This window comes from Sulfitobacter sp. W074 (genome assembly GCF_025142275.1).
Classification (GTDB): domain Bacteria; phylum Pseudomonadota; class Alphaproteobacteria; order Rhodobacterales; family Rhodobacteraceae; genus Sulfitobacter; species Sulfitobacter profundi.
The window spans coordinates 2,071,195-2,094,462 of the sequence record NZ_CP081130.1; the positions used below are offsets into that span (position 1 = coordinate 2,071,195).

Annotated in this window: 20 protein-coding genes and 1 tRNA gene; 12 read left to right on the top strand and 9 right to left on the bottom strand. The window is 60.3% G+C overall.

Annotation, left to right across the window (positions count from 1 at the left end; all coding sequences use genetic code 11):
• Positions 1-39 precede the first annotated feature (39 nt).
• Positions 40-501, bottom strand: a complete 462-nt coding sequence (locus tag K3762_RS10285; RefSeq protein ID WP_067942247.1) for an Rrf2 family transcriptional regulator — start codon at positions 499-501, stop codon at positions 40-42.
• Between the two features lie 172 nt (positions 502-673).
• Here K3762_RS10285 and K3762_RS10290 point away from each other — a divergent pair, with 172 nt between their 5' ends.
• The 4 genes from K3762_RS10290 to K3762_RS10305 all read left to right on the top strand — a co-directional run bounded on the left by K3762_RS10290 (position 674) and on the right by K3762_RS10305 (position 3,455).
• Positions 674-1,327 (top strand): alpha/beta hydrolase, encoded by a 654-nt coding sequence (locus tag K3762_RS10290; RefSeq protein WP_067626833.1) that lies wholly within the window; start codon positions 674-676, stop codon positions 1,325-1,327.
• Complete coding sequence (locus K3762_RS10295; protein WP_120351137.1) at positions 1,327-1,563, top strand: hypothetical protein; 237 nt, start codon at positions 1,327-1,329, stop codon at positions 1,561-1,563. Before K3762_RS10290 ends, K3762_RS10295 begins: the two co-directional genes overlap by 1 nt.
• The gene (locus K3762_RS10300) at positions 1,560-2,144 is read left to right on the top strand and encodes an HD family hydrolase (RefSeq protein WP_132443346.1); all 585 of its coding nucleotides are present in this window, start codon (positions 1,560-1,562) and stop codon (positions 2,142-2,144) included. The genes K3762_RS10295 and K3762_RS10300 overlap by 4 nt, the downstream gene beginning before the upstream one ends.
• A gap of 96 nt (positions 2,145-2,240) precedes the next feature.
• Positions 2,241-3,455, top strand: a complete 1,215-nt coding sequence (locus K3762_RS10305) for an NADP-dependent isocitrate dehydrogenase (RefSeq protein WP_132443345.1) — start codon at positions 2,241-2,243, stop codon at positions 3,453-3,455.
• 291 nt (positions 3,456-3,746) lie between these two features.
• On the opposite strand, the gene K3762_RS10310 is transcribed toward K3762_RS10305, so the two are convergent.
• On the bottom strand, positions 3,747-3,953 hold the full coding sequence (locus K3762_RS10310; RefSeq protein WP_120351138.1) for a DUF6356 family protein: 207 nt from the start codon (positions 3,951-3,953) through the stop codon (positions 3,747-3,749).
• 115 nt (positions 3,954-4,068) lie between these two features.
• On the opposite strand from K3762_RS10310, the gene K3762_RS10315 reads away from it, so the two are divergent.
• From K3762_RS10315 to typA, 3 genes are all read left to right on the top strand, one after another.
• Positions 4,069-4,527 (top strand): Lrp/AsnC family transcriptional regulator, encoded by a 459-nt coding sequence (locus K3762_RS10315; RefSeq protein ID WP_132443344.1) that lies wholly within the window; start codon positions 4,069-4,071, stop codon positions 4,525-4,527.
• A gap of 15 nt (positions 4,528-4,542) precedes the next feature.
• A complete protein-coding gene (locus tag K3762_RS10320) occupies positions 4,543-4,872 on the top strand; it encodes a multidrug efflux SMR transporter (protein WP_067626829.1) in 330 nt (109 codons plus the stop codon).
• A gap of 146 nt (positions 4,873-5,018) precedes the next feature.
• The gene (gene typA, locus K3762_RS10325; RefSeq protein WP_067931183.1) at positions 5,019-6,836 is read left to right on the top strand and encodes a translational GTPase TypA; all 1,818 of its coding nucleotides are present in this window, start codon (positions 5,019-5,021) and stop codon (positions 6,834-6,836) included.
• An 85-nt stretch (positions 6,837-6,921) separates the two neighbouring features.
• Here typA and K3762_RS10330 read toward each other — a convergent pair whose 3' ends face one another.
• From K3762_RS10330 to recA, 4 genes are all read right to left on the bottom strand, one after another.
• The gene (locus K3762_RS10330; protein ID WP_132443343.1) at positions 6,922-7,647 is read right to left on the bottom strand and encodes a phosphatase PAP2 family protein; all 726 of its coding nucleotides are present in this window, start codon (positions 7,645-7,647) and stop codon (positions 6,922-6,924) included.
• A gap of 82 nt (positions 7,648-7,729) precedes the next feature.
• Positions 7,730-8,017, bottom strand: a complete 288-nt coding sequence (locus K3762_RS10335; protein WP_132443342.1) for a DUF1330 domain-containing protein — start codon at positions 8,015-8,017, stop codon at positions 7,730-7,732.
• 5 nt (positions 8,018-8,022) lie between these two features.
• Positions 8,023-10,680, bottom strand: a complete 2,658-nt coding sequence (gene alaS, locus K3762_RS10340) for an alanine--tRNA ligase (protein ID WP_120351142.1) — start codon at positions 10,678-10,680, stop codon at positions 8,023-8,025.
• Positions 10,681-10,818: 138 nt separating this feature from the next.
• Entirely contained in the window at positions 10,819-11,889 is a 1,071-nt protein-coding gene (recA, locus tag K3762_RS10345; protein ID WP_132443341.1) for a recombinase RecA, read from the bottom strand.
• Positions 11,890-12,092: 203 nt separating this feature from the next.
• Here recA and K3762_RS10350 point away from each other — a divergent pair, with 203 nt between their 5' ends.
• Positions 12,093-12,686: a gamma-glutamyl kinase gene (locus K3762_RS10350; RefSeq protein WP_120351144.1), complete on the top strand. Its 594-nt coding sequence runs from the start codon at positions 12,093-12,095 to the stop codon at positions 12,684-12,686.
• Positions 12,687-12,699: 13 nt separating this feature from the next.
• Here K3762_RS10350 and K3762_RS10355 read toward each other — a convergent pair whose 3' ends face one another.
• The 3 genes from K3762_RS10355 to guaB form a co-directional block, all read right to left on the bottom strand.
• Positions 12,700-14,934: an ATP-binding protein gene (locus tag K3762_RS10355; RefSeq protein WP_409202470.1), complete on the bottom strand. Its 2,235-nt coding sequence runs from the start codon at positions 14,932-14,934 to the stop codon at positions 12,700-12,702.
• Between the two features lie 175 nt (positions 14,935-15,109).
• The gene (locus K3762_RS10360) at positions 15,110-16,270 is read right to left on the bottom strand and encodes an RsmB/NOP family class I SAM-dependent RNA methyltransferase (RefSeq protein WP_132443340.1); all 1,161 of its coding nucleotides are present in this window, start codon (positions 16,268-16,270) and stop codon (positions 15,110-15,112) included.
• Between the two features lie 49 nt (positions 16,271-16,319).
• Positions 16,320-17,768 carry an IMP dehydrogenase gene (guaB, locus tag K3762_RS10365; RefSeq protein WP_132443339.1) on the bottom strand — a complete coding sequence of 483 codons (1,449 nt, stop codon included), beginning with the start codon at positions 17,766-17,768 and terminating at the stop codon, positions 16,320-16,322.
• Between the two features lie 191 nt (positions 17,769-17,959).
• Here guaB and K3762_RS10370 point away from each other — a divergent pair, with 191 nt between their 5' ends.
• The 4 genes from K3762_RS10370 to K3762_RS10385 all read left to right on the top strand — a co-directional run bounded on the left by K3762_RS10370 (position 17,960) and on the right by K3762_RS10385 (position 23,228).
• A complete protein-coding gene (locus tag K3762_RS10370) occupies positions 17,960-20,020 on the top strand; it encodes an ASKHA domain-containing protein (RefSeq protein WP_260009403.1) in 2,061 nt (686 codons plus the stop codon).
• Complete coding sequence (locus tag K3762_RS10375) at positions 20,020-20,865, top strand: class I SAM-dependent methyltransferase (RefSeq protein ID WP_260009405.1); 846 nt, start codon at positions 20,020-20,022, stop codon at positions 20,863-20,865. Before K3762_RS10370 ends, K3762_RS10375 begins: the two co-directional genes overlap by 1 nt.
• A gap of 41 nt (positions 20,866-20,906) precedes the next feature.
• Positions 20,907-20,980, top strand: a tRNA-Gly gene (locus K3762_RS10380).
• 196 nt (positions 20,981-21,176) lie between these two features.
• Positions 21,177-23,228: an ATP-binding protein gene (locus K3762_RS10385; protein WP_132443336.1), complete on the top strand. Its 2,052-nt coding sequence runs from the start codon at positions 21,177-21,179 to the stop codon at positions 23,226-23,228.
• The last annotated feature ends 40 nt before the right edge of the window (positions 23,229-23,268 follow it).

The window sequence follows — 23,268 nt, forward strand, 5'->3', positions numbered from 1 at the left end:
CCACAGCGGCCAAAGCGCGTTTGCTGCCCAAAACCACCCTCACGTTTCATCCACCACGGCAAAGAGTGTCGGCACCGCCGGACAGGGGGCCAGTTCGTTATCCACCACATCCGACAGGCGGGTCTGGTGCAAGAAGACATAGACATGCGCGCTCAAGCCCTGCCAAAGCCGGTTGGTCAGCGATTGCGCTCGGCTGCCCGAAAGCCCGCCCGAGGCACCTGCCCCCTTGTGCATCGCATCCACCGTCTCATCCACCGCGGCAAGCACATCGACCACGCGAATATCCGTAGCCGGACGCGCCAAACGGTAGCCCCCGCCCGGCCCCCGGACAGAGGTTACCAGCTCGGCCCGCCGCAGTTTGACGAACAACTGTTCGAGATAGGGCAACGACACCGACTGTCGCTCGGCAATGTCACCCAGTGACACCAGCGTCCCCGCAGGCTGCAGGGCAATATCGGCCAAAGCGACCATCGCGTAGCGCCCTTTGGTGGATAGCTTCATCGTCTTACCCTCACTCGCCGTGCCATTTGATTGACGTGGGCGGCTTAAATGCCTAAGTCCAAAGACTGATCCACGCGACACTGCGCGGAACCAGATTAGAACCGTTCTAAGGTGGCCTAGCGAATTCGTCAACTATTCGCGGCGATCTTTGAACCCCCAGACAGGGACACCCATGCCCGAGGTTATTTTTCCCGGACCCGAAGGCCGCCTTGAAGGCCGCTACCACCCCCAAAAAGAACGTGACGCCCCGATTGCCATCGTGCTGCATCCGCATCCACAGTTCGGCGGCACGATGAATCACAAGGTCGTCTATAACCTGCACTATGCGTTCTACAACATGGGTTTCACCGTGTTGCGCTTTAACTTCCGCGGCGTGGGCCGCAGTCAGGGTGAATACGACCAAGGCATCGGCGAATTGTCCGACGCGGCCTCGGCGCTTGATTACCTGCAATCGATGAACAACAACTCCAAACATTGCTGGGTTGCGGGTTTCTCGTTTGGTGCGTGGATCGGCATGCAACTGCTGATGCGCCGGCCAGAGATCACCGGCTTTATCTCGGTCTCGCCGCCCGCGAATATGTATGACTTTTCGTTTCTCGCGCCCTGCCCGGCCTCTGGTCTGGTCATCAACGGCACCGCCGACCGCGTGGCACCGCCTGCTGACACGACCAATCTGGTCAACAAGCTGCATGAGCAAAAAGGCATCACGATCACCCATCAGGAGATCGAAGGCGCCGGGCACTTCTTTGAAGAGCCGCATATGGACACGCTGATCACCTCGACCAGCGACTATGTGAAACGCCGCCTGACGGAATCCACCCGCTAATGGCGGACGCGGTCGTCCTCCAACTGGCCAACAAGCTTGCCGAGGAATGTCTCGCCGTGCAGGCCGAGACCGGTGAGGAGCGGCTGTTTATCGAAGTTGGCGAGGTGCTTGGCGCCTCGTCACAAACGCTCGAAGAGGCCTTTTTGACGGCGATCCGAACGCGGATGGCCAATGACAAGGCCCGCGGTTTTCTTGCCCGCAAACTGCGCGATCATCGCGGCAAGGCCGGCGCATGACCGAGCGGCTCGACCAGCAGATCGCCTTTCTCAATGAGGCCGACAAGCTCAAGACAATCCTGCGCGGCACCACGCTGTGCGATGCAAGCCGGGCGGAAAACTCGGCCGAACATTCATGGCATTTGACGCTCTACGCGCTGGTTCTGGCCGATCAGGCCGGTCCAGAGGTGAACATCAACCGCGTCATCAAGATGCTGATCCTGCACGATCTTGTTGAGATCGACGCGGGCGACAATCCGATCTTCGGCGACTATGACGCCGCTGAAATGGAAGCGCAGGAACAAATCGCCGCCGACCGCATCTTTGGCCTGCTGCCCGCCGATCTGCGGGTCGCATTGCGCAGCATCTGGGAAGAGTTCGAAGCCGCCGAGAGCCCTTCGGCCCGCTTTGCCAAATCGCTCGACCGGTTCCAGCCCCCGATGCAAAACCTCGCCTCGGGCGGGGGCAGCTGGACCGATTACAACGTCTCGGAAGCGCAGATCGAAGAGAAGGTTGGCCGCAAGATCGCCATCGGCGCCCCTGCGCTTTGGTCCTACGCCCGGGCCCGTATCAGCAGCTTTTTCGCCGGGGTCGGCGCCTGACCGCGAGCTTCGGCATACCATGGTATACGATCTTTCTCTTTGGCCCCCGATAGGCTAAAGCACGGATAAATACATCCTCAACCAAAGGAATTCGTCATGTCGAAGATTAAGGTAAAAAACCCCATCGTCGAACTCGACGGCGATGAGATGACCCGGATCATCTGGGATTTCATTAAGAAAAAGCTGATTACCCCCTATCTTGACGTTGACCTGAAGTATTACGACCTTGGCATGGAAGTGCGGGACGAGACCGACGACCAGATCACCGTCGACGCGGCCCATGCGATCCGCGAGCATGGCGTCGGCGTGAAATGCGCCACCATCACCCCCGATGAGGCTCGTGTCGAAGAGTTTGGCCTCAAGCGCATGTATCGCAGCCCCAACGGCACCATCCGCAACATTCTGGGCGGCGTCATCTTTCGCGAGCCGATCATCTGCCGCAACGTGCCGCGCCTTGTGCCGGGTTGGACCCAGCCGATCGTCGTGGGCCGTCATGCCTTTGGCGACCAGTACCGCGCCACCGATTTCCGTTTTCCCGGCAAGGGCAAGCTGACGATCAAGTTCGTCGGTGACGATGGGGAGACGATCGAGAAGGAAGTCTTCGACGCGCCGTCCGCCGGTGTCACCATGGCGATGTACAACCTCGACGATTCGATTCGTGACTTTGCGCGCGCTTCTTTCAACTACGGTCTGATCCGCGGCTGGCCGGTGTATCTGTCGACCAAAAACACAATCCTCAAAGCCTATGACGGACGCTTCAAGGACCTGTTCCAAGAGATTTTCGACGAAGAGTTCGCCGAGGACTTCAAGAAAAAGAACATCTGGTACGAACACCGCCTGATCGACGACATGGTCGCCTCGGCGATGAAATGGTCGGGCGGCTATGTCTGGGCCTGCAAGAACTACGACGGCGACGTGCAATCCGACACCGTGGCGCAGGGCTTTGGCTCGCTCGGGCTGATGACCTCTCAGTTGATGACCCCGGATGGCAAAATCGTGGAGGCCGAAGCCGCGCATGGCACCGTGACGCGCCACTACCGTCAGCACCAAAAGGGCGAAGAGACTTCGACCAACTCCATCGCCTCGATCTATGCTTGGACGGGCGGATTGAAGCACCGCGGCAAGCTGGACGATAACACGGCGCTGATCAATTTCGCCGAGACACTTGAGAAGGTTGTCGTGGACACGGTGGAATCGGGCTTCATGACCAAGGACCTTGCCCTGTTGGTGGGGCCGGATCAGGGCTGGCTGACGACCATGGGCTTCTTGGAGAAGGTGGACGAGAACCTGAACAAGGCGTTGGCTGGCTGAACTGGCCGGATTTGCGCTAAATGCGACGGGCCGCAGCGATGCGGCCCTTTTCTATTTTTGCGATCGCGCTTGCCACCCGGCCCGGAACCAAGCCGCATGCGCCGCGCCATCGCCTGCCCGCCCGTCACGCCGGAGGCGTGCCGCTATATATGGGCGCACATATGGTGCGACCGGGTAGGCGATTTGGCAAGGCTGGGTGCGACCACGCGGAAGCACATCACCGCTGAGCAATAAAGTGGCACGAGGCACCATCTGATCGCCGACCCACGGCCAGGCGTTGGCCCTCAGCCCCTACTGCCCCCGGTTGTGCGTCCGGGCATAAAGCTTGGCGATAATCCCGCTCGCTGTCTTCTCGAACAGGCAGGGGATCAGCGCATGCACCAGCGCCGCACCCGCCGCCGCGAACAGCAGGCCCGAGAACTTAAGCGCGAAGGCCATATGCTCGAAAAACGTCTCCTCTACCTTTGCGGGATGGTCGAGAAAGATACGTGCGATCATGGGAAACTCCTGTCTTTACCTTTGCAGCACCCTAACCCAACCCTTTTGTGACGTTTTCTCAAATCCCACCCCGCAACCCCTTGCCGCTGAGAGGATTTCCCACCAAACTCCCAAAATGACGACACTTGATGACATTGACCGCCGCATATTGGTCGAGCTGCAACGCGACGCCAGCCAATCGCTCGAAGCGCTTGGGTCCGCTGTCCACCTTTCGCGCAACGCCTGCTGGCGCCGCATCCGCACGCTTGAGAAGGCAGGCGTGATCAAAAACCGCGTCACGCTCTTGGACGCCGCGAAACTTGACCTCGGCCTCAGCGTCTTCATTCAGGTGCGCACCAACGCCCATGCGCCCGATTGGTTGGACAAGTTCTCAAAGGCCACACAGGCCATGCCCGAAATTCTTGGCGTCTACCGGATGACCGGTGATCTGGACTATTTGATCCGGGCGCGGGTTCGGGATATGGCGGGGTATGATCGCCTTTATCAGGACCTGATCCGCCGGGTGCCGCTGTCGGATGTTTCGGCCAGTTTCGTGATGGAGGAGATCAAAGAAACCACCGAACTCCCCCTTTGAAGAAGGCGCGCCCCCATGCATTATCTGTGGCTCATCATCGCCGTGGTGGCGGAAACCCTTGGCACGACCGCGGTGCAGGCCTCGCATCAATTCACCCGGCTCTGGCCCTCGGTGGCGGTGGTGGTTTTCTACATGATCTCTTTCTACTGCATGTCGCTGGCGCTAAAGGTCATGCCGGTCGGAATCGTCTATGCCTTTTGGGCGGGCCTCGGGATCGTGCTGATCGCGCTGATCGGCTTCGTGCTTTTCGGCCAACGGCTGGACCTGCCCGCAGTCCTCGGCCTTTTGCTGATCATTAGCGGCATTCTGGTCATCCATCTCTTCTCGAACAGCGCCACCCATTAAGGCCGCAGCGGCGGCACAGGTTCGCGCAGTAACAGGCACAGCGCGCCATTAGGGCTAGCAATTGCAGTCGGGGCGCGGTATGGGCGGCGCAATTATACGCGCAGCTTCAGGTTGGCGCGTCCCTCCCCTATCCAAAGGCTGACTTAATGGACCTGCGCAACATCGCAATCATCGCTCACGTCGACCACGGCAAAACGACGCTGGTAGACGAGCTTCTGAAACAATCCGGCACCTACCGCGAAAACCAGGCGACCACCGAACGCGCCATGGACAGCAACGATCTGGAGCGCGAGCGCGGCATCACCATTTTCGCCAAGCCGACCTCGGTCGTGTGGAACAACACCCGCATCAACATCGTCGACACCCCCGGCCACGCCGACTTTGGCGGCGAAGTTGAGCGCATCCTGTCGATGGTTGACGGTGTGGTCCTGCTGGTCGACGCCGCCGAAGGCCCGATGCCACAGACCAAATTCGTGACCTCCAAAGCGCTGAAACTGGGCCTGCGCCCGATCGTTGTGCTGAACAAAGTTGACAAGCCCGATGCCGAGCCTGACCGCGCGCTCGACGAATGCTTTGACCTTTTCGCCAGCTTGGATGCCACCGACGAGCAGCTTGAATTCCCGCATATGTATGCCTCGGGCCGTTCCGGCTGGGCGGATGCCGAACTCGACGGGCCGCGCAAAGACCTGAACGCGCTCTTTGATCTGATCCTTGAGCATGTCCCTGCCCCCAAGCAGATCGAGAACGCCGACAAACCCTTCACCATGCTGGCCACCACGCTTGGCGGTGACCCCTTCCTGGGCCGATTGCTGACCGGCCGTGTGGAAACCGGCACGTTGAAAGCTGGCCAGACACTCAAAGCCATGTCGCGTGATGGCACCCTGATCGAGAACTTCCGCTGCACCAAAATCCTCGCCTTCCGCGGGCTGGAGCAGACCGCCATCGACGTGGCCGAAGCCGGTGACATCGTCTCTATCGCGGGCATGACCAAGGCGACCGTGGCCGACACGCTGGCCGATGCCTCCGTGAACGAGGCGATCCCCGCCCAGCCGATCGACCCGCCGACCATCACAGTGACCTTTGGCATCAACGACAGCCCACTGGCGGGCCGTGACGGCAAAAAAGTGCAGTCGCGCGTGATCCGTGAGCGCCTGATGAAGGAAGCCGAATCCAACGTCGCGATCAAAATTTCGGACACACCGGGCGGCGACGCCTTTGAAGTGGCTGGTCGTGGCGAATTGCAGATGGGCGTTCTGATCGAAAACATGCGCCGCGAAGGTTTTGAGCTTTCGATCTCTCGCCCGCAGGTTCTCTTCCAAGAGATCGACGGTGTCCGCCATGAGCCCATCGAAGAAGCCACAATCGACGTGGATGACGAATACTCCGGCGCGGTCATCGAAAAGATCACCGGCACCCGCAAGGGTGAACTGGTCGAGATGAAACCAGCCGGTGCAGGCAAGACCCGCATCATCGCCCATGTTCCCTCGCGCGGGCTGATCGGCTACCACGGCGAATTCCTGACCGACACGCGCGGCACAGGCGTCATCAACCGCGTCTTCCACTCTTGGGCACCGCACAAAGGCACGATTCCGGGCCGTCGCGCGGGCGTTCTGATCTCCATGGAAAACGGCTCCTCGGTCGCTTTCGCCCTGTGGAACCTCGAAGAGCGTGGCAAGATGATGATCGGCGCACAGGCTGACGTTTACACCGGCATGATCATCGGTGAGCACAGCCGCGAAAACGATCTTGAAGTGAACCCGCTGAAGGGCAAAAAGCTAACCAACGTGCGCGCCTCGGGCACCGACGAAGCGGTACGTTTGACCACGCCGATGACGCTGAGCCTTGAAGAAGCCATCGCCTATATCGACGACGATGAGCTTGTTGAAGTGACACCGAACGCGGTCCGCCTGCGCAAGCGTTACCTCGACCCGCATGAGCGCAAGCGCATGGCGAAAGCCAGCTAAGCCACGACTTTTACAAAATAAAAACGGCAGCGCATCCCAGGATGCGCTGCCGTTTTCACATCTGACGCCGGAAAAGCCGCAGGCCTTACCGATCGCTTTCCTCTCTGTCGATATGCCCGCGTTTCGCCAGACTGAGCGCGGCCAAAAGGCAAAGGATGGCCCAAGCTCCCCCCCCAAGCCAGCCAGCCGCCACATCCGTTGGCCAATGCACCCCCATATAGACACGGCTGATCCCAACGAGCAGCGTGAGCAAGACGGCAACCGCCAGCGTATAGACCTTGAGTGCCCGGCGCGTCTGCGCTCGCGCCACCATCGCCCCTAGCGTGAGGTAAGCGACAGCCGCCATCATCGAATGCCCCGAAGGAAAGCTCGCCGTGTGGACCAATGACCCATGCGGCACAAGGTCGGGGCGCGGCCGGTCAAAGAACTCCTTGGCGATACTGCTCAAGACGATCCCCCCGCCAACAGTCGCAAAGATGTAGAGCGCGGTAGACCACCGCCGTTGCAACAAGAAAAAGAGCGAGACCACAACGGTCGTCAGCACCAACACTGCAACACCGCCCAAGGCTGTCAGGTCACGCCCGATCTCTTCCACCCACCACGGGCCGATGGGATCCGACAGATCGCCCGGCGTGCGCAGGAACAATAGGATGTCACGGTCAAGATTGCTGGTGCTGCCTGCCACGACCTCTTCGGTGAGTTCGGCCAAGGTCCAGACGGCGATGACCGAAAGGCCCATCAGGGCCAAAGTGGTCACCTCCACGTGGCTGCGGCACCATTGGGCGAAAGCGGATAGTCGGTTGAGGTTCATATGGGTCAACCGCCGTTCGGGGCGAAGGTTCCCCCATCAAAGCAAGACGCCCCACCTGCTATTCAGGCGGGGCGCTTTCCAATCATTCCTCGGTTTCGACGATCATCAATTCGCGTTCGGACGCACCGCGCGCATGGCTCAACGCAGCCTGATAAGCTTCAGAATGGTAACATTTTTCCGCTGTTTCAACATCGGGGAAACGCGCCACGACATTGCGCGGCCGTTCCTTGCCCTCAAGCTGAACGAAACGCCCGCCCCGCGCGATGAACTTGCCGCCATGGGCCGCAATGGCCTCAGTGGCGCCGGCGGCGTATTTCTTATATGCCTCTTCGTCGGTGACGGTGACATGTGCAATCCAGAGTGCGCCCATGGGCCTTATCCTTTCAAGATGTTTTCAGCCGCGGCAATCGCCGCTTCTGCATTCTCTGCCGAGGCACCACCGCCCTGAGCCATGTCGGGCCGACCACCGCCGCCCTTACCGCCCAATTCGGACACCGCCGCTTTGACCATGTCGACTGCCGAAACACGATCTGTCAAATCCTGTGTCACGCCGCCCGCGACCGCGGCCTTGCCCCCGGTATCGGCGATCAGCAGAACCGCGCCAGAGCCCAGCTTGGCCTTATGCTCATCTACCAGACCGGGCAGGTCTTTGCCTGTGATACCGCTGAGGACTTGGCCAATGAATTTGACGCCATTCACCTCACGCGCTTCGGGTGCGGCCGCACCGCCGCCCGACATCGCCAATTCGCGCCGCAGCTGCGCCACTTCGTTGGACAGGCTCCGGCGTTCGTCAAGCAGGGCGCGCACCCGTTCGGGCACGTCGCTGGTCGCTGTTTTCAACTCTGCCGCAACCCGGCTCAGCGCCGCTTCTTGCTCCCGCAGCCAAGCCAGAGCTTCGGTCCCGGTCAGCGCCTCGATCCGGCGCACCCCCGCGCTGCTGGCACTGTCCCCCAGCAGAACAAAAGCGCCAATATCCCCAGTCTGACGCACATGGGTACCGCCGCAAAGCTCAAGCGAATAGGTCGATTTGTCGCTTCCCTTGCCGGAACCTTCCAATTGACCCATCGAGACGACACGCACCTCATCACCATATTTCTCACCAAAAAGCGCCTGCGCCCCCATGGCCCGCGCGTCATCCGGCGTCATGATCCGCGTCTCCACCGGCGTGTTCTGGCGGATATAGTCATTCACCTCGCGCTCGACTTGGGTCAATTCCTCCTGCGACAGCCCCTTGGCATGCGAGAAATCAAACCGCAGACGGTCATGCGCGTTAAGCGAACCACGCTGCGACACATGATCCCCAAGCGCGTTGCGCAGCGCCTCATGCAGCAAGTGCGTGGCCGAATGGTTGGCCCGGATGGCACTGCGCCGCAAACGATCGACCTCAAGAACAGCCGTTTGACCCGGTTTCACCTCGCCTTCGACCACATGGCCGAAATGCACAAAGACACCTGCAGATTTGCGTGTGTCGGTCACATTCACGATACCGGTTTGCGTGCGGATCACCCCGGTGTCGCCGACCTGCCCGCCGCTTTCCGCATAAAACGGCGTCTGGTTCAGCGCGACCTGCACATCACTGCCCACAGCGGCAGCATCCACCTGATCACTGCCTTGCACCAAGGCCACGATCTGCCCCTCGGCGCTTTCGGTGTCATAGCCTAAAAACTCGGTCACGCCGCTTTTGTCGGCCACGTCGAACCAGACGGTGGCATCCGCAGCCTCACCCGACCCAGCCCAAGCCGCACGGGCTTTCGCTTTCTGCGCCGCCATTGCGGTGTCGAACCCGTCGGTATCCACCGCGCGCCCTTTTTCGCGCAGCGCATCCTGCGTTAGATCAAGCGGGAAACCGTAGGTATCATAAAGCTTAAACGCCGCCTCCCCCGGCAGTGTGGCCCCCTCAGGCAGTCCACTCAATTCATCATCCAGCAGCTTCAAACCGCGATCAAGCGTCTGGCGGAAACGGGTTTCCTCCAGCAACAACGTCTCACGGATGAGCGATTGTGCCTGACCCAATTCAGGGTAAGCCGCGCCCATCTGCTGCACCAATGATGGTACCAGTTGATGCATTAAAGGGTCCTTAACGCCGAGCAAATGCGCGTGGCGCATCGCGCGTCGCATAATCCGACGTAGCACATAGCCCCGGCCCTCGTTCGAAGGCATCACCCCATCCGCAATCAGGAAAGAGGTCGACCGCAAATGGTCGGCAATCACCCGGTGATGGGTCTTTCCTGGCCCATCGGGATCGGTCGAAGACGCATGTGCGCTGGCCTCAATCAGGTTGCGCATCAAGTCCGTGGCATAGTTGTCATTCGTGCCTTGCAACAGCGCCGCCACCCGCTCGATCCCCATGCCGGTATCGATCGACTGGTTGGGCAGCGGCTGGCGCGTCCCATCTTCGAACTGCTCGTATTGCATGAAAACGAGGTTCCAGATCTCAACGAAACGGTCCCCGTCTTCTTCGGGCGATCCCGGAGGGCCGCCCCAGATGTGGTCCCCGTGATCGTAGAAAATCTCGGTGCAGGGTCCGCAGGGGCCTGTTGGACCAGCGGACCAGAAGTTATCATCCGTCGCGATGCGAATGATGCGTTCATCCGGCAGGCCAGTGTGCGCCTTCCAAATTTTAACCGCTTCTTCATCCGTATGGTACACCGTGACCAAAAGCCGGTTCGGGTCGATGCCGAACTCTTTGGTCAATAGGTCCCAAGCAAAGGGGATCGCCTCGGCCTTAAAGTAGTCGCCAAAGCTGAAGTTGCCCAGCATCTCGAAAAACGTGTGGTGCCGCGCGGTATAGCCCACGTTGTCGAGGTCATTGTGCTTGCCGCCCGCCCGCACACATTTCTGCGCCGACGTAGCGCGGCTGTATTCGCGTGTTTCCACCCCGGTAAAAAGGTTCTTAAACTGCACCATACCGGCAGCGGTGAACATCAGTGTCGGGTCGTTGCGCGGCACCAGCGGGCTGGAGGGCACGATCTGATGCCCCTGCGCATCGAAATAATTCAGAAAAGTTGAGCGAATTTCATTCAGCGTCTTCATGGGCGAGGCCTTCCGGGGCAGATTTGATCGATCCCAAATACCCCTCAGCCTCGGCGCTGTCCACCGTTCCTGCCCATGAAAAAGGGGCGCAGCCCAAGGCCACGCCCCCGTTGCAGTGTCTTAATACCCAAAGCGTGTTTACGCTTCGAGAATATCCACGTCATCGCCGCCGGACCCTTCAAAGTCCAATCCATGGGCTGCGCGGATCTTATCCTCAATCTCCGACGCCATAGCGGTGTTTTGCTTCAGGAAGTTCTTCGCGTTCTCGCGCCCCTGCCCGATCCGCTCATCCCCATAGCTGAACCATGAGCCCGATTTATCGACCACGCCAGCTTTGACGCCAAGATCAAGCAACTCGCCCATCTTGGAGATGCCTTCGCCATACATGATGTCGAACTCGACCTGCTTGAACGGCGGCGCGACTTTGTTTTTAACGATCTTCACCTTTGTCGCGTTGCCGACAACCTCATCACGGTCTTTCAGCGCGCCGATGCGGCGAATGTCGAGCCGGACAGAGGAGTAGAATTTCAGCGCGTTACCGCCCGTTGTAGTCTCGGGTGACCCGAACATAACGCCGATTTTCATCCGAATTTGGTTAATGAAAATGACCATACAGTTCGACCGGCTGATTGAGCCCGTCAGCTTACGCATGGCTTGAGACATCAAACGGGCCTGAACCCCTACGCTGCTGTCGCCCATCTCACCTTCAAGCTCGGACTTCGGCGTCAGAGCCGCGACTGAGTCGACGATAACCATGTTGACCGCGCCAGATCGCACAAGAGTGTCGGTGATTTCCAAGGCTTGTTCGCCCGTGTCGGGCTGCGAAATAAGCAACTCGTCAATGTCCACGCCAAGCTTTTTCGCATACTGCGGATCAAGCGCATGTTCCGCATCGACAAAGGCGCAGACGCCGCCAGCTTTCTGCTGCTCCGCGACGCAGTGCAGGGTCAAAGTTGTCTTACCCGAGGATTCCGGGCCATAAATTTCAATGATACGCCCCATCGGCAGACCGCCAATGCCAAGCGCGATATCAAGGCCCAGCGAGCCTGTGGAGCTGGCTTTGATGTCCTGGATCGCCCCTTCGGCGCCCAGCTTCATGATCGACCCTTTGCCGAACTGACGTTCGATCTGGGCCAGCGCGCTGTCGAGCGCCTTTTGCTTTTCTGCGGTTTTCTTGCTGTCCATTGTCAAAAGATCTGCCGTTGCCATTAGGTTCATCCCTTAGTGTCACAGTGGCGCACCGGCGGCAATCGCCTGCACGCTATGTCGCTTATGTTCTTCTAATGTTCCATATGAGGGTAAATGAAGAACATTTCAATGATTTTGTTTGTCCTTTAAGTTTTCTCGGGAATGGTAAAGAAATGGTTTACCCGACATAGATGGGACCATGTGCAGCTTGGGATAAGACGCGAGTGATTGTTTTTTTCAAAGAACGGCTGGCCTTTCTGTCAGTGCCCAAAACCGGAACCACCGCCTATGAAAAGGCGCTCGCGCCCCGCGCGGACATGGTGATCTCCGATCCCCCTATGCTGAAACACGCGCCCGTCTATCGGTATAATCGGTTTGTTCGACCGATGTTCCTTAAAGTCTGCGATGCCGAGCTTGAACTTATGGCCGTCATGCGCGAGCCGATTTCTTGGCTTGGCAGTTGGTACCGCTATCGGCGGCGCCCTTTCATGGAGGGTAGGCCCAACAACACCTTTGGGGTTACTTTTGACGAATTTGTGCTCGCCTATATGAAAGGCGACAAGCCGGGTTTTGCCGATGTTGGAAGCCAGTTGAAGTTTATGGAGACCCAACCGAACGGCACCGGCATCACCCACCACTTCCGCTATGAAGATCAGGCCCGGCTGCGTAGTTTTTTGGAAGAGCGGCTCGACGTGACTCTGTCCTTGGGGCAAGAAAATGTATCGCCCAAGATGGAATTGGCGCTTTCCCCAAACGTCGAAAAACGCTTTCGCCGGAAATTCGCGGCGGAACTTGAGCTTTACGAGTCGATCCCTTAGCCCTGCCCTCAGCTTAGTGTAACTGGTTATGTACCGTATTGGTCAGATCGGTCAGGGAGAAGGGTTTGGGCAAAAAAACCGAGTTGGGAATTTTCGACTGTTCCTGCCCGAAATTGTCCTCTGCATAGCCAGAAACGAAAACGACCCGCACGTCCGGTCGTTGTTTCAAAGCTTGGCGCACCCAGCTTGGCCCGTCCATGCCGGGCATGACGACATCCGTTACAAAGACGTCGATATCCAGTTCTTGATCTTCGAGCATCTTCAGTGCGGCTTCGGCGGATTCCGCTTCAAGCACCGTGTAGCCGCGCAGGCGTAGGGCACGGCTGGCAAATGCCCGAACCGGCGCTTCATCTTCGACCAGCAGGATTACCCCATCGGAACGCTGCAGTGGGCCCTGATCGGGCTGCGAGGCGGTCTTTCGAGAAACCGTATGCGGCTGCCCCTCAAGCACGGGAAAGTACAGAGTAAAACAGGTTCCACGCCCCAACTCACTGTCGATAAAGATAAATCCGCCCGTCTGTTTGACGATCCCATAGGCGGTGGAGAGGCCAAGGCCGGTCCCCTCGCCTGTGCGTTTGGTAGTGAAAAACGGCTCGAACACTTTTTGCAGCTTGTCTTTCGGGATGCCGGTGCCATCGTCGTGGACCTGCACTGTGACATAGCGCCCGGCGGGAACGCTGACCCGGTCCCGCTCGAGTGGTTGGTCGAGTGTTGTCACCTCCGTCAGGATGCGAATTTCACCCCCGGCGGGCATCGCATCGCGGGCATTGACAACGAGGTTCATTAACACCTGCTCCAACTGGCGTTTATCCGCACGGATCGGCGCAAGGACCGGGTCATGGCTTAAGGTTAGCGTTACCTTCTCGCCCACCAGACGGTTCAGCAAATGGGTAAGGTCGGCCAAGGTATCGCGCATGTCCAGCGTTTCGGGCCGGAGGGTTTGTTTGCGGGAGAAGGCGAGGAGCTGCCCCACCAGCGCGGCTGCCCGATTGGCGTTCTGATTAATCTGGACCAGATCGCTGAAATCCGGATCGCCTTGGTCATGGCGCAGCAAGAGGAGGTCGCAATGGCCCGAAATTGCGGTCAGAAGGTTGTTGAAATCATGCGCCACACCGCCAGCCAGCTGACCAATAGCCTGCATTTTCTGGCTCTGCACGAATTGCGCCTCTAGCGATTTCAGTTCGGTTGCGTCTTGTAGCACCGCGATCAGGGCGGCCTCTCCGCCTTCGGATATCCGGTTCAGCGAGACCTGTACAAAAATCTCCTGATCCGTGCGGGTCAGCCTGAGAAATTCGGATTTCTGCACCAATCGCCCTGCGAGACTGTCATTCAACCAGTCAGAGATAGAACGGCCCAGTCCCTCCATTAGCTGTGAAAGATGCGCGCCGCGTCGCAGGGAGACGCCGAGCAGTTTGGCCGCCATTCGGTTGAACGCCAATACGGTCCCATCCGGCCCCAGCTTGATCATCGGCACGGGGAGGTCTTGAAAAGTTTCCCATCCCAATTCACTGGCTGAGACACCCCCATCGGGCGGAGGCAAGAGGTAAAGTGCACGGCGGTTGGCACCGGCGTCGACTTCGGCCACCAATACCTGACGGTTGCCCTGTGCGGTGGATATTTCCGCCACGGTTCCCGATATCAGTGGCAGGGCGTTGAACAATCGGTCCAAGGACTTCACCCGGTCCCCGACGAACAAACGCGCCGCCTCGTTCATGTAAAGGATCGTCCCGCCCCGACCCACCATGACCATCGGCAAGGCCATGCTATCTTGGGTGGCACGGGGGCCCGCGCGGGCTGGTGCTGGTTCAACCCGCCAAAGCAAACGGTCAGCCGACACATGGTGTACGGATATGCGCACCGGACCGACGCGGGTGATCACTTCTTCCCGCGCGTTACCGCTTGCCGTAGCACGGGACTGCAGACGGTAGAGAAGACCCACGGGGTTGGAGAAATGCGTTCGCAGGGCCTGCGCGAGGGTCTCTCCGCTGCCGTCGCCAAACTGCTTCTGAGCCGCTTCATTGCGGTAAATAACTTGTCGGTCGATCGACGCGATAAAGCTGGGCGTGCCGTCATTTGCAATGAAATCGGCGACTCCGTCGGTGCTGGCTTGGTTCAGCATCCGCGCCCGCAGGCGGAGGGCCATGTAACCGATTGAAATCAAGCCGAGCGTGACCGCCGCTGCGGTAAGGCCAAGCTTCAACGACGCCTCGGCGCTGCGCTGCGCGAGCGCACCGGTGGCCACAGCCATCGCCCCAAGCAGCCACAGCCGCATGAGCCCGGCCTGCCCGCCAATCCCTGAATGCCCGACGCCCTGCTGCACGCGATTCCCCTAACAACCGAATCATAGGACTATTACGCGCGAGAGAGGTTAAGCAGGCTTTAACCCTAGAACACTTGCACGCATTGGTTGATTATGGGGTAAATTACTCGCGCGTCAACTGTGCTGAGAAAAAGCCGTCGCCCTCGGCAGTCACGTCATAACGGTCCATCCGGGCGATTTTCCAGCCCGGGTGACGGGCCAAGAATGCCTCAACCCGCGCCTCATTTTCCTCTCGGAAAAGCGAGCATGTGGCATAGGCCAAAACGCCGTTGGGTTGCGTAAGTGACGCTGCTGTATCGAGAATTTGGTCTTGAATGGCAGTCAGTTCAGCCAGCCGGTCGGGGGTCAGGGTCCACTTCCCCTCTGCCGCGCGGCGCCATGCGCCAGACCCCGAACAGGGCGCGTCGCAGAGAACGAGGTCATAGGGCGCGCCAGCTTCGGCTTTTTCGGTATCGGCCAGGGAAATCTCAACACCCGCGCGCGCGGCGCGGGGGGAAAGGTCGCTCATCCGACGCGGGTCGATGTCATGGGCCGTGATCTCGCGCGTGGCGTCCATGGCCAGAGCCAAGGCCTTGCCACCGCCCCCGGCGCAGTAGTCCAGTACCCGCCCCCCCAGCGGCAGGGCGGCCACGACTGCTTGGCTCGCCGCGTCCTGCAATTCCACGTAGCCATCTGCAAAGGCGGAGGAATTTCGGATCCGGCGTTGCCCCTCAATTACGGTTAGCGCGGCATCGGCAAGCGGGTTGGCTCGGGTTTGAACGCCCTCCTCCGCCAGCAATTCCTGCGCGGCAGGCACCGCGATCCGCGCCGTGTTGACCCGCAGACAGATCGGCCCGCGTTCCTGAAGCGCCATGGCTGCGGCATCCGCCTTTTCCCCGAGCGCTGCGTCGAACAAAGGCAGCAGCCAATCGGGCAGATTCAACATTGTGGCGCGGTCTTCGGGCGGCTGTGGGAAAGCACGTTCCGCGTCGCTCAACGGCGTGGGCGCGTGCCCCTCGCCCGTGAACAGGGCGTCTAGATCAGCGCCTTGCCCGTGCAGCACACCGATCATCAGGGCACGGCCCTTATCTCCCCTGCCGTAATGGGCCGCCGTCCGTTTCTGGCGCAGCACGTCAAAGACATGATCCCGCACGGCGGCCCGGTCTTTGGAGCCTGCAAAACGGCTTTGCCGCGCCCAGCGGGTCAGCGCCTGTTCGGCGGCCAGCCCCCCGGCGATCGCATCCAAAACTTCTATCGCAGCCGATACACGCGCGCCCGGGGTCATGGCATCTTCCTTAGGTAAAGAACGGCTCTTAAGCCGTTGCTTTTATGGGTTAACCGATACGGTAGTTCGGGCTTTCGCGGGTGATCTGCACGTCATGCACATGGCTTTCCTTCAGCCCCGCGCCGGTGATCTTCACAAAGCTACAGTTGCGGCGCATCTCATCGACCGTGGCGCATCCGGTATAGCCCATCGCCGCGCGCAAACCGCCCACAAGCTGGTGGAGCACATTGCCCGCGCTGCCTTTGTAGGGCACCTGACCTTCGATACCCTCGGGCACCAGTTTGTCAGAGGCGGCATCTTTTTGGAAATACCGGTCCGCCGAGCCGCGCGCCATGGCGCCCATGCTGCCCATGCCACGGTAGCTTTTGAAGCTACGGCCTTGATAAAGAACGACTTCACCGGGGCTTTCGTCGGTGCCCGCGATCATGCTTCCGACCATGGCGCAAGAGGCACCAGCGGCAATCGCCTTGGCGAAATCGCCGGAGAACTTGATGCCACCGTCGGCGATGATCGGCACGTCACCGGCGGCGGCCACGCAATCCATAATGGCGGTTAATTGCGGCACGCCCACGCCCGCGACCATCCGCGTGGTGCAGATGGAGCCGGGGCCGATGCCTACTTTCACAGCATCCGCGCCCGCGTCGATCAATGCGCGGGTGGCGGCACCGGTGGCGACGTTGCCCGCGACGACCTGCACATCGCCGAAGTGCTTTTTGGCACGGGTCACCGCATGGGCCACGCCTTCGGAATGGCCATGTGCCGTGTCGATCACGATCATATCGACGCCCGCATCGACCAGCGCCTCAGAACGCTCGAAACCCGCGTCGCCCACGGTGGTCGCCGCAGCCACGCGCAGCCGGCCCAGATCGTCTTTGCAGGCGGTCGGGTTCAGCACGGCCTGTTCGGTGTCGCGCAGGGTCAAAAGCCCGGTGAGCACGCCGCTGGCATCGGTGACCAACAGTTTCTCGATCCGGCGGGATTTCATCAGGCTGATCGCCTCGTCCCGGTCGGCAGGCTCTTGCAAGATCGCCAGCCGCTCGGAGGTCATCATCACCGACACCGGCGTGCGGTCGTCAGAGGCGAAGCGCATGTCACGGTTGGTCACGATGCCCAGCACGCGGCCATTTTCATCCACCACCGGGAAACCCGTCACGCGGTAGCGTTCTTGCAGCGCCTTGGCATCCGCCAACGTCTGGTCGGGGCGCAGGGTGATCGGGTTGTAGACGATGCCGGATTCAAAGCGTTTGACCCGGCGCACTTCGCGGGCCTGCTCTTCGATCGTGAGGTTGCGGTGCACCACCCCCATGCCCCCGGCCTGCGCCAGCGCAATCGCCATACGGCTTTCGGTCACCGTATCCATGGCCGAGCTGAGCAGCGGGATATTGAGCGCGATGCTCTGCGTGACGCGGGTTCTTGTATCTGCGGTAGATGGCAACACAGAAGACGCCGCGGGAACCAGCAGTACGTCATCAAAGGTCAGGGCCTCACGAATCTCCATTTAACACCTCGGGTCTGGATGGGTTCATTTGGCGGTTTCCTATTTCACGGATGGCAGGGATTGGAAAGGCCTATTCCCCCGCGTAAGGCATGAACATGGAATGACGTAGGCGCGGCACGAATTGCCGCCCCGCATCTTTCCCCCGCCGCGCGGAACGCTATGGTGGCGCAAAGAAACAAAGGACGGCCCCGATGAGCAGTGATCCCCTCGTGATTTTCACGCCCTCTGGCAAGAGAGGGCGCTTTCCCAAAGGCACACCGGTGCTGACCGCTGCACGGCAGTTGGGCGTTGACTTGGACTCGGTCTGTGGTGGGCGCGGCATCTGTTCGAAATGTCAGGTCTCGCCCGGCTACGGGCAGTTTTCCAAACATGGCGTTACCGTCGCACCTGACGCGCTGAGCGACTGGAACGCGGTCGAGGAACGCTATGACGAAAAGCGCGGCCTGAAAGAGGGCCGCCGTCTGGGCTGTCAGGCCACGGTGCAGGGCGACGTGGTGATTGACGTGCCGCCAGAGAGCCAAGTGCACAAACAGGTCGTGCGCAAACGCGCCGAGGCGCGGGAGATCGTGCTGAACCCATCGGTCAAACTCTTCTACGTTGAGGTGACAGAGCCCGACATGCACGAACCCTCGGGCGATCTGGAGCGGCTGCGCACCGCGCTGGCCGAGCAATGGGAGCTGGAGAAGGTCACCGCCGATCTGCACATCCTACAGATGATGCAGCCGGTCCTGCGCAAGGGCGCGTGGAAGGTGACCGTCGCCGTGCATCTGGGCGATCAAGAGAACGCGGCCCGGATCATGAACATCTGGCCGGGGTATTATGAAGGAACGGTCTACGGGCTGGCGGTCGATCTTGGCTCCACCACCATCGCGGCGCATCTGTGTGATCTGCAAACCGGAGAGGTCATGGCCTCCTCCGGGGTCATGAACCCGCAGATCCGGTTTGGCGAAGACCTGATGAGCCGCGTCAGCTATTCGATGATGAACCCCGACGGCGCGCAGGAGATGACCCGCGCGGTGCGCGAGGGGATGAGCACGCTATTTACCCAGATCGCGACCGAAGGGAATGTCGCGCCGGACCTGATCGTCGATGCGGTCTTTGTCTGCAACCCGGTGATGCACCACCTGCTGCTCGGCATTGACCCCTTTGAGTTGGGCCAAGCGCCCTTCGCGCTGGCGACGTCCGGCGCGCTGCGCCTGCGGGCAGAAGACTTGGATCTGAACATCCACCCCTCCGCCCGCGTCTATCTGCTGCCTTGTATTGCGGGCCATGTGGGCGCAGATGCCGCCGCCGTTGCCCTGTCAGAGGCGCCGGAAAAATCGGATGATTTGATGCTGGTGGTCGATGTGGGCACCAATGCGGAAATCCTGCTGGGCAACAAGGAAAAGGTGTTGGCCTGTTCCTCTCCCACCGGGCCTGCTTTCGAGGGTGCGCAGATCAGCTCGGGCCAACGCGCGGCACCGGGGGCGATTGAGCGGGTCGAGATCGACCCCGAGACAAAAGTGGCGCGGTTCAAGGTGATCGGCTGCGACCTTTGGTCCGATGAGGAAGGCTTTGAAGAGGCCGTCGCGAGCACTGGGATCACCGGCATCTGCGGCTCGGGCATCATCGAGATGGTCGCAGAGATGCGCATTCACGGCATCGTCGACGCGCCGGGGCTGATCGGCAGCGCCGAGCAGACAGGCTCGGCGTCGGTTTTCGCCGATGGGCGCACCAACAGCTATCTGGTCTACGACGGCACCGAAAAGGGCGGCCCAAAGATCACGGTGACCAACCGCGACATCCGCGAAATCCAAATGGCCAAGGCGGCGCTCTACTCCGGGGCCCGTCTGTTGATGGACAAATTCGGCGTCGACAAAGTCGACCGGGTGGTGCTGGCCGGGGCCTTTGGCGCCCATATCAGCCCCAAACACGCGATGGTGCTGGGCATGATCCCCGACGCCCCGCTCGTAAAGGTCACCAGCGCGGGCAATGCCGCAGGCACCGGTGCGCGGATTGCCCTGCTCAACACCGATGCGCGGGCTGAGATTGAGGCGACTGTGCGCGCCATCCACAAGATCGAGACCGCCGTCGAACCACGCTTTCAAGAGCATTTCGTCAATGCTTCTGCCATTCCCAATGCAGTGGAACCCTTCCCCATTCTCAACAGCCTCGTCGCCCTGCCGGACGTGACCTTTAATACCGGCGGCGGCGGCACAGGCGGCGCCGGGGGCGAGCGCGGCGGACGCCGTCGCAGAAGAAAGGCCACGTGATGAGCACGCCCGACAACAACGATCAGGTCGAATTCTGGAGCGCGGCGGCGGGCCGAAAATGGGCCGCGCGGCAGGCGGAGCTGGATATCCTCATGCAGCCGGTGCTTGACGGCGTGCTGGCCCGCGCCGAACTGACGCCGAAGCTGCGCGTGCTGGATATCGGCTGTGGGGCGGGTGCTGGCTGTCTTGCGGCGGCCAATGCGGTGGGCGATGAGGGCGCGGTGCTGGGCGTCGATGTCTCTGCCCCGCTTCTGGACCTCGCGCGGCAGCGTGCCGCCGCCCTGCCCCAAGTGGCCTTTCACCATGGCGACGCGACCGAGCTTGAACTTGAGCCCGCCTACGACCGGCTGATCTCGCGCTTTGGGGTGATGTTCTTTGCGGATCCGGTGCTAAGCTTTACGCGGATGGCCGCGCAACTCAGCCCCGGCGCAAGGCTTAGCTTTGCCGCTTGGGGGCAGATCCCCGAAAATCCTTTCTTTACCCTGCCCGCCCGCGCGGCCCGTACCACCATCGGTGCCATGCCCAAAAGCGACCCCGACGCGCCCGGCCCTTTTGCCTTTCGTGACCCCGAACGTGTTGTCTCGATCCTCGCGGCAGCGGGCTTTGCCGATATCGCATGCAAGGTGACCCAACTTGACCTCACCCCCGCAGGCACGGTCGATGACCTTGCCCAGCAGATGTGTGACATTGGCCCGGCCAGCGGCGCGATCACCCATTTTGACGCCAACCCCGACCAAGTCGCCGAGTTGCGGCAGACCATTGCCGATGCCCTGCGGCCCTACGCGCAAAACGGCCCCCTGCGCCTGCCCGCCGAAATCAATTTCGTCACCGCGACGAAACCCTGACTTGACCTTCCCCGGCGCGCCGATTATCCCAACCTCAGCGCGCGGGTATGGTGAAAAGGTATCACGGCAGCTTCCCAAGCTTTAGTTACGAGTTCGATTCTCGTTACCCGCTCCACGCTAGTCTCCCTTTCCAAGCCGACCATGGATGATCGCGGCCAAGGCACGCGAACTTACCTAGGGTCACCCACGAAAAGCCCATTCTGGTCCGAATTTCGCCATGATTGCCCGCAAAAGTAGCAATCAGCAGGGAAGTAACTTACGCGCAAATGGCCCAACGAAGTCAGATGCGCTGGCAGGCAAAGGAAAAAAGCGTGGCAAACGCGTTCAGGGACTACGCAACATCCAAGGCGTATATCATCGTCAATTTCATCGTGCTGTGCTGCGTCGCTGGCATCAGCTATTCGATCGTCAAATTGGATTACGAACAACATATCGCCAGCATCCGTCAGGATGCGCGGCAGACGCTCCATGAAGTCAGCAATCAGGTGCAGCACCAGTTCCAAGAAACCATTCTGGTGACAAAGAACATCGAGAATATTCTGCTCTCCGGCGAAGCCTTCAAAGACAAGAAAATCGAACTTCTGGTCAAAGAGCTGCGAGATCGGAACCCCGGCATTCAGGCCTTCGCCCTCGCCCCTGATCTCAAGATCACCCATAGCTATCCCAAAACCCCGAACGCCGGGGTTATCGGGCTGGAATATAAGAACATTCCGACGCAGCTTTCAGGTGTGGCAAACGCCTACCGCCGCCAGAGCCCAACCATCGAAGGGCCGCTGAACCTCGTTCAAGGCGGCAAGGGCTATATCATGCACTACCCGGTGTTCGAGCGCCCCATCGGCCTTGGCGCGCCGCGCTTTTGGGGGGTGATGTCCATCGTGTTCCAGCCTGACCGGCTGTTTGAACTGAATCAAAACCCGCATCAAGCCGCTGACTATATCTATAGCCTGCGCGCCTTCCCGACAGGTGTCATGCCGGACGATATTGCGCCCGCGACCATCGACCCCGCAGCGCCCGTCCGCACCCGGTTCGAGCTTTTGGGCAAGACATGGGAGGCCACGGCAAGCCTTGCCAACGGCCTGCCTCCTTATGCTCCGCAAAGCCCCTACCTCGTGGCTTTCGCTCTGATCGCGACCATCGCACTGATGGCGGGGCTCTGGGCCTTCCGCCGGGTCACGCTGAAAAAGCAAGAGGCCCATGCGCTTTTGGCCGAGGGCATCGGTTCGATCCAAGAGGGTTTTATCGCCTTCGATGAGAAAGAACGCCTGGTCACCGTCAACAGCAAGTTTCTTGAGTATCACCCTGAAATCGCTGACCTTCTGATCCCCGGAAAAACCATCGAGGAGCTTTTGCGCAATTGGGTCGCGCGGCATCAGCACCCCGAAAATGTCGAAGACCGTGAGGCATGGATTGCCAAGCGCCTTGGGCGGTTCCGCAATCCCACCGGCGCCTTTATTCTTGAGGTGTCCGACAACTTCTGGCTCAAAGTCACGGAATCGCGCACGCCGCATGGCTATACCGTGGGCATCTGGACCGATGTGACGGCTGAGAAACGCGCGTTGGACGCGGCCAAGGCGGCAGATCGCGAGAAAACCGAATTCCTCAACAACGTCAGCCATGAGCTGCGCACCCCGCTTACCGTGATCTCGGGCCGGGCGACCTTCTTGCAACATGCCGAGAAACTGCCTCAGGCCCGGCGCTTGCAGACCGCTTTGAACAACAGCGCGAACGCCACGCCCGATATCCGCCACAGCGTGGACGAATTCCAGAACTTCGTCTCGGACCAAGCGGGCGGTATCGCGGGATCGTCCAAACATATGCTGCGTCTCGTCGAAGACCTGCTGGATTGGACCAAAGTCGCGCGCGGCAAGATGGAGCTTGATCTGCAAGAAATCGAAACCAGCGAGATCGCCCGCTCGGTCGCCGATGACCTGCGCCCGGATGCCGAGGCCAAGGGGCTGACGCTTACCTATGAGGATAACGGCACAGCCAGTGCCAACGCCGATCCGGTCCGCCTGCGGCAGATCCTCTACAATCTCATCTCAAACGCGATCAAATTCACCCGCACCGGCAACATCCACCTCAAGATGCATCAGACCGCAGAGGAGATCACCTTTGCCGTGACAGACACGGGCTGCGGCATTTCCGAGGACAATCTCGCACGCGTTTTCCTGCGGTTTCAGCAGGTTGACGGCTCCATGTCACGCGAGAACGGCGGCTTGGGTCTGGGGCTGGCGATTGCCGAGCAACTGGCCACTCTGCATGGCGGCAGCCTGTCATTGGAAAGCAAGATCGACGTGGGCAGCACCTTCCGGCTGACCCTGCCCCGGCCCGTGGCCGACAGCGAGATGCGCCGCTCAGCCTGACGCCAAACGCGGTTAAAAACGCCCCGGCCCAGATCAGACC

Bases quoted from the DNA above. Each gene is read 5' to 3' on its own strand.
- K3762_RS10370 (WP_260009403.1), top strand. From the start codon at position 17,960: ATGAGCAGTGATCCCCTCGTGATTTTCACGCCCTCTGGCAAGAGAGGG.
- K3762_RS10310 (WP_120351138.1), bottom strand. From the start codon at position 3,953: ATGATCGCACGTATCTTTCTCGACCATCCCGCAAAGGTAGAGGAGACG.
- K3762_RS10300 (WP_132443346.1), top strand. From the start codon at position 1,560: ATGACCGAGCGGCTCGACCAGCAGATCGCCTTTCTCAATGAGGCCGAC.
- K3762_RS10335 (WP_132443342.1), bottom strand. From the start codon at position 8,017: ATGGGCGCACTCTGGATTGCACATGTCACCGTCACCGACGAAGAGGCA.
- K3762_RS10320 (WP_067626829.1), top strand. From the start codon at position 4,543: ATGCATTATCTGTGGCTCATCATCGCCGTGGTGGCGGAAACCCTTGGC.
- typA (WP_067931183.1), top strand. From the start codon at position 5,019: ATGGACCTGCGCAACATCGCAATCATCGCTCACGTCGACCACGGCAAA.
- recA (WP_132443341.1), bottom strand. From the start codon at position 11,889: ATGGCAACGGCAGATCTTTTGACAATGGACAGCAAGAAAACCGCAGAA.
- K3762_RS10290 (WP_067626833.1), top strand. From the start codon at position 674: ATGCCCGAGGTTATTTTTCCCGGACCCGAAGGCCGCCTTGAAGGCCGC.
- K3762_RS10375 (WP_260009405.1), top strand. From the start codon at position 20,020: ATGAGCACGCCCGACAACAACGATCAGGTCGAATTCTGGAGCGCGGCG.
- alaS (WP_120351142.1), bottom strand. From the start codon at position 10,680: ATGAAGACGCTGAATGAAATTCGCTCAACTTTTCTGAATTATTTCGAT.
- guaB (WP_132443339.1), bottom strand. From the start codon at position 17,768: ATGGAGATTCGTGAGGCCCTGACCTTTGATGACGTACTGCTGGTTCCC.
- K3762_RS10285 (WP_067942247.1), bottom strand. From the start codon at position 501: ATGAAGCTATCCACCAAAGGGCGCTACGCGATGGTCGCTTTGGCCGAT.
- K3762_RS10315 (WP_132443344.1), top strand. From the start codon at position 4,069: ATGACGACACTTGATGACATTGACCGCCGCATATTGGTCGAGCTGCAA.
- K3762_RS10360 (WP_132443340.1), bottom strand. From the start codon at position 16,270: ATGACCCCGGGCGCGCGTGTATCGGCTGCGATAGAAGTTTTGGATGCG.
- K3762_RS10330 (WP_132443343.1), bottom strand. From the start codon at position 7,647: ATGAACCTCAACCGACTATCCGCTTTCGCCCAATGGTGCCGCAGCCAC.
- K3762_RS10295 (WP_120351137.1), top strand. From the start codon at position 1,327: ATGGCGGACGCGGTCGTCCTCCAACTGGCCAACAAGCTTGCCGAGGAA.
- K3762_RS10305 (WP_132443345.1), top strand. From the start codon at position 2,241: ATGTCGAAGATTAAGGTAAAAAACCCCATCGTCGAACTCGACGGCGAT.
- K3762_RS10355 (WP_409202470.1), bottom strand. From the start codon at position 14,934: ATGGCTGTGGCCACCGGTGCGCTCGCGCAGCGCAGCGCCGAGGCGTCG.